Genomic DNA, 4,932 nt, shown 5'->3' with positions numbered 1-4,932 from the left:
AAGAAGAGGAAGAGCTGTCGATCGAGACGCCCGAGGCGGACGCGATCGAGCAGCAGCGCGAGATGCTCCAGAACACCGGGCGGCTGCGCCGGGAGGCGGCCCCCTGACCGCCGGAGACCTCCAGGAGGCCTACCGGCTGCCCGCGGACTGGCTCGGCGGCGGCCAGAGCGTGGCCGTCGTCACCCCGTACGACAACCCCGCGGCCGGGCACGAGCTGGCCGAGTACCGCAAGGCGAACGGCATGCCCCCGTGCGACGCCGACTTCCCGTGCTTCAAGAAGATCAACCAGCGGGGCGGCGACACACCGCCCGCCCCGAGCCCCGCCTGGGCGGTGCACAGCAGCGTCGGGCTGCAGCTCGCCGCGGCGGCCTGCCCGAACTGCAAGCTCCTGCTGGTGCAGGCCGACGACCCTTCCCTGGCCAGCATGGCGGCGGCCGTGGACCAGGCCGCCGCGCAGGGCGTCACCGCGGTCGTGCCCATGTGGGGCGTGGCCGAGTACGACGGCCAGAACGCCCTGGCCGCCCGCTTCGACCACGCGCCGACCACCGTCGTCGCCCCCTCCGGCCAGGGCTTCAACAACGGCGGCCGCCAGATCCTGCCCGCCGCCTACCCGTCGGTGATCGCCGTCGGCGGCACCCAGCTCTACCGGGACCCCGCCACCACGCGCGGCTGGAACGAGTCCGTCTGGCGCGACACCGCCTCCGGCTGCTCGATGTACGTGACGCGGCCGGCCTGGCAGCCGGCCGGAGCGTGCGGAAGCCGGCGCACCGTGGCCGACGTCGCGGCGGTGGGCTCCGCCGACACCCCGGTCCAGGTCTACAGCACCGGCCTGGGCGGCTGGGGCACCGCCGCCGGCACCCCCGTCGCGGCGGCGTTCATCGCCGGCGTCCACGGCCTGGCCGGCACCGGCTCACCCACCCCGGCGGGCCGGCGGCTCTACGCCTCCGCCCAGTACCTGAACGACATCACCGCCGGAAGCAACGGCGCCTGCGGCGGCGGCAAGATCTGCACCGCGGCGCGCGGCTACGACGGGCCCAGCGGCATGGGCACCCCCAACGGCACCGGCGCCTTCTAGGAGGACCCTGATGCGAACACCACGATCTCCCCGCAGGCGGCTGCGCAGTGCCACCGTCAGGGCCACCGTGAGAGCCACCGTCGCGGCCGGCCTGACCGCCCTGCTGAGCACCGCCGCCACCTCCGCCACGCAGGCTCCCGCCGCGGCCGGGACGGACTGCGTACCGACCTGGACGATGCTCGACGCGCCCGCGAGCGAGGGCGTCGTCGACGTCGACGTGGTCTCGCGCGACGACGTGCGCTTCTCCGAACAGCTCGAGGAGGGCGCCAGGTCGCTGCGCTGGAACGGCCGCGAGCTGGTCGAGAACGGCCCCCAGATCCCGGTGCCCCCGCGTACCGGGAGCCTCTTCCAGATGGGCGCCGGCTCTTTCACCGCCGGCGGCGGCTGGTCGCTGATCAACCTGCACGGTTCCTTCCAGCCGGACGGGACGGGCGTGCTGGCCCGCCTCGACCGCAACCGCTGGACGCTCACCCCGGCGGGCGCGTCGCAGAGCCCGGAGGCCGGACCGGCCTGGCTGGCGGACGTCGCCACGGTGAGCTCCTCCCAGGCGTGGGCGGTGGGCCGCGTCGACGGGCCGGCCGGGGGCGCGCTCATCCAGCGCTGGGACGGCACGGAATGGACGACCGTCGACCACCCCGCCGTCCGCCGCGCCGCCGCCACCCTGAAAACGGTGAAGGCGGTGCCGGGCGGCGGCGTCTGGGCCGCCGGCTTCCAGAAGAACGAGCAGACGGGCGCGTACCAGCCGATGGTCCTGCGCCACGACGGGACGGCCTGGTCCGACGTCGCGCTGCCCGACCCCGGCGCGGAAGGGATGGTGTACGCGCTCGACGCCTCCGGCCCCGACGACGTCTGGGTCGCCGGCATCTCCGGCAGCCAGAGCAGCCCGAGGCCGCTCCTGCTCCACTGGGACGGCCAGAGCTGGACCACCGTCCCCGCACCCGAGCCGGGCCCCTACGGCGGCGACATCTTCAAGCTGTACGCCCCCGCCCCAGGCCAGGTGTGGGCCCTGACCAACGACAGCAGCATGGGCGTGTTCCACGTGCAGCACTGGGACGGCGCCTCCTGGCAGGAGGCCAAGCCCCAGGGCGAGCAGCCGGAGGCGTTCGGCTTCATCTTCCACGACGTGGACGGCAGCGGCCCCGACGACGTCTGGGTGACCGGCACCTCCACCCGGACCGAGCCCTCCGACATCGGCTACCCGCAACTGCTGCCGCGCCGCCTGATCGCCCACCTGAGCTGCGGGAGAAAGTGACATGAGAGTTCCCCGAAAGTCATCCGCCCTGGCGTGCGCCCTGACCCTGCTGGCCACCGCCCTGTCGGGCGCCGTCCCCGCACAGGCCGCCGCGGGCGACCCGGTGATCGCGCCGGAGGTGCTGGCCGGCTTCGACGCGCGCCCCACCACGGACTTCTGGGTGCGCATGTCGGGCAAGGCCGACCTGGCCCCAGCCAAGAAGATCGCCGGCCGTACCGCCCGCGGCCGGGACGTGGTCGAACGGCTGCACGCCAGAGCCGACCGCGACCAGCAGCCGCTGCGCAAGCTGCTCAAGGCGGAGGGCGTGAAGTCCACGGCGTACTGGGTCACCAACGCCGTCTACGTGAAGAACGCCTCGCGGGCGCTGGCCAAGAAGATCGCGAAGTTACCCGGGGTCGAGGAGATCCGCGCGCCCGTCACGTACACCATCCCCGAGCCGACCCGCAGCACGCCCGCCGGGGCAGCCGCCGCGACGAGCCTCGCCTGGGGCGTGTCCAACATCAACGCCGACGACGTGTGGGAGCGGACCGGCCGCCGCGGCGAGGACATCGTCATCGCCAACATCGACTCCGGCGTCCAGTACGACCACCCCGCCCTGGTCAAGAGCTACCGGGGCAGCAACGCAGACGGCACCTTCACCCACGACTACAACTGGTACGACCCGCTCAGGGAGTGCCCGAGCGACGCGCCGTGCGACAACAACTCCCACGGCACCCACACCATGGGCACCATGGCCGGCGACGACGGCCAGGGCAACCAGATCGGCGTCGCCCCCGGCGTACGCTGGATCGCCGCCAAGGGCTGCACCACCAGCCAATGCTCGGAGGAGGCCCTCGTCGCGTCCTCGCAGTGGATGCTCGCGCCCACCGACTCCACCGGCGCCGACCCCGACGCCTCCAAGCGCCCGCACATCGTCAACAACTCGTGGGGCGCGAGCCTGACCACCCAGCCGTTCATGGAGGACATCCAGCTCGCCTGGGCGGCCTCCGGCATCATGGGCATCTGGTCCAACGGCAACGACGGCCCCGCCTGCCAGACCTCAGGATCGCCCGGCGGGCGCATCATCAACTACTCGGTCGGCGCGTACGACGTCGACAACACGATCGCGAGCTTCTCCAGCCGCGGTCCCGGCCAGGACGGCGAGATCAAGCCGAACATCTCCGCACCGGGCGTGAACGTCCGCTCCTCGGTGCCCGGCGGCTCCTACGCCTTCTACAACGGCACCTCGATGGCGGCGCCGCACGTCGCGGGAGCGGTCGCGCTGCTGTGGTCGGCCCGCCCCGAGTACGTACGCGACACCGCGGCCACCCGCCTGCTGCTCGACCTGTCGGCCATCGACACCGACGACACCACCTGCGGCGGCACCGCGGCCGACAACGCCGTCCACGGCGAAGGCCGCCTCGACGCCCTGGCCCTGGTCGAGGCCGGGACGCGCGGCACCGCCACGCTGTCCGGCACCGTCACGGACGCCACCACCGGCCGGCCGGTCGAGGGCGCCACCGTCACCCTCACCGGCCCGCTCACCCGCACCTCCACCCTCGGCGCCGACGGCGCCTACCGCTACACCCTCGTCGCGGGGGAGTACCAGCTCAAGGCCGAGGCGTTCGGCTACCGGACCACGACCAGAACCGCCACCCTGACCAAGGACGGTCCCCTCACCCTGGACGTCGCCCTGCCGCAGACCGAGCGGATCGGCCTGACCGGCACCGTCTCCGACGCCTCCGGCCTCGGCCGCGGGCTCGCCGCGCAGATCACCGCCGACGACGGCAAGGGCCACACGTGGAACGCCGAATCGGACCCCGACACCGGCGCCTACACCCTGTCCCTGCTCCCTTCGACGACCTACACCCTCACCACCCGCCCCACCGAGCCCGGCTACGACCCGTCCGTCCAGCAGGTCACCATGGGTGAGACGGGCCGGCGGCTCGACCTCGGCCTGACCGTCTCCCTGGCCTGCGTCGCCCGCGGCTACGAGGTGATCCGCGACGGCAGCACCGAGCCGTTCGACGCCGCCTCGGCGCCCAAGGGCTGGACGGTCACCAACCTCGACCCCCGCATCCCCAACTACGCTCACCAGCCCGGCTGGGTCTTCGCCGACGTCGGCGGCCGGGGCAACCACACCGGCGGCGCGGGCGGGTTCGCCATCGTCGACTCCCTGAACTCCGGCAAGGGGCACCTCCAGGACACCTACCTGACCAGCCCCTCCTACGACCTGACCGGCCTGACCTCGGCGACCCTGGAGTTCGCCCACGACCTGAAGCCGGCGGTCAACTCCACGACCGGCGTCGACCTCAGCGTGGACGGGGGCCGTACCTGGAAGACCGTGTGGTCGGCCAAGGGCTTCCCCGGCGCTCCGGGACCGGCCGTCCACGTCGTCCCGCTGCCGGACGCGGCCGGACAGGCCGACGTACGGCTCCGCCTCCACTACCGGGGCCAGCTGTCCGGCTGGTGGGCCGTCGACGACGTCTTCGTCGGCGACCGCACCTGCCGCCCCGCGACAACCTGACCCCACCCCCGCGCGCCGCTGCCCCCCGCCACGCCCGGGCCACAGCGACCCCCACCAGCTCCCACCGCAAGGATGTTCACCAGCAGAGGTCCCCCTTCT

General features: G+C 73.4%; 3 protein-coding genes. All 3 read left to right on the top strand.

Going from position 1 to position 4,932, the window contains the following annotated elements; translation table 11 throughout:
• Positions 1-169 precede the first annotated feature (169 nt).
• The 3 genes from ABZW11_RS46015 to ABZW11_RS46005 are packed head-to-tail and all read left to right on the top strand — an operon-like array spanning position 170 to position 4,833.
• A complete protein-coding gene (locus ABZW11_RS46015) occupies positions 170-1,075 on the top strand; it encodes a hypothetical protein (RefSeq protein WP_355432844.1) in 906 nt (301 codons plus the stop codon).
• A 10-nt stretch (positions 1,076-1,085) separates the two neighbouring features.
• Positions 1,086-2,327: a hypothetical protein gene (locus ABZW11_RS46010; RefSeq protein ID WP_355432841.1), complete on the top strand. Its 1,242-nt coding sequence runs from the start codon at positions 1,086-1,088 to the stop codon at positions 2,325-2,327.
• A 1-nt stretch (position 2,328) separates the two neighbouring features.
• A complete protein-coding gene (locus ABZW11_RS46005; RefSeq protein ID WP_355432838.1) occupies positions 2,329-4,833 on the top strand; it encodes a S8 family serine peptidase in 2,505 nt (834 codons plus the stop codon).
• The last annotated feature ends 99 nt before the right edge of the window (positions 4,834-4,932 follow it).

The organism is Nonomuraea sp. NPDC004580, from assembly GCF_040609855.1.
GTDB classification, from domain to species: domain Bacteria; phylum Actinomycetota; class Actinomycetes; order Streptosporangiales; family Streptosporangiaceae; genus Nonomuraea; species Nonomuraea salmonea.
Note: the sequence above shows the minus strand (reverse complement) of the source record. Positions and strands in the feature narration are given on the sequence as shown.